This window comes from Bartonella sp. AA81SXKL (assembly GCF_042196945.1).
Taxonomy (GTDB): domain Bacteria; phylum Pseudomonadota; class Alphaproteobacteria; order Rhizobiales; family Rhizobiaceae; genus Bartonella.
The window spans coordinates 1-592 of sequence record NZ_JBHIRH010000363.1; the positions used below are offsets into that span (position 1 = coordinate 1).

At 35.5% G+C, this 592-nt stretch carries 1 protein-coding gene; it reads left to right on the forward strand.

Annotated features, from left to right (window positions below):
* Positions 1 to 212: 212 nt before the first annotated feature.
* The gene (locus ACFINZ_RS11705; protein WP_075320664.1) at positions 213 to 443 is read left to right on the forward strand and encodes a hypothetical protein; all 231 of its coding nucleotides are present in this window, start codon (positions 213 to 215) and stop codon (positions 441 to 443) included.
* Positions 444 to 592 lie beyond the last annotated feature (149 nt).

Below are 592 nucleotides of genomic sequence, written 5' to 3' on the forward strand. Positions count from 1 at the left end.
GCAATTCATGGGACTTTTTTACAAGTCAATCGATATGAAACAGATCAGAGATCGGCAAAAGCTATGTTGGATTCTGTAACGGGCGGTGCTTAAGTCGAGGCAATCAACAGCATCTTATCATTTGTGAAGGAATAGAAACCGATCTTTCCTTGCTGTCTGGTTTGTAACAAAAGTCTGTTGACTTATGGGCATTATCACTTTCAACCGGTGGAATGATGCATGCAAATTTATCCACTACTAAAACATGTTTCACAGTTGCAATGGATGGAGGTAATGCTGATCGTAAAGCAAATTTTACCCTAGCAGAGTGTGTGTACAAACAAGACTTTGATATTTTTATGATACAATTCTCTCATAGAACTGACTTCAATGATTTATTGCTTTCTAAAAGAGGAAATAATGAAAGAAAGCAAAAACAACAATCAAAATATTCTTTTAAATGATAATGATAACATTTTTTTAACGAGAATACTTGTTTAGAAGCCATTTCTTATGAAAAGATATTGCAAAACATCGGGTGGGGTGAATTACAACTGTTTGGTACTACCCTCTTACCGGTAAAGTTTTTTCACCCTGCGCAAGTTCCATTGAT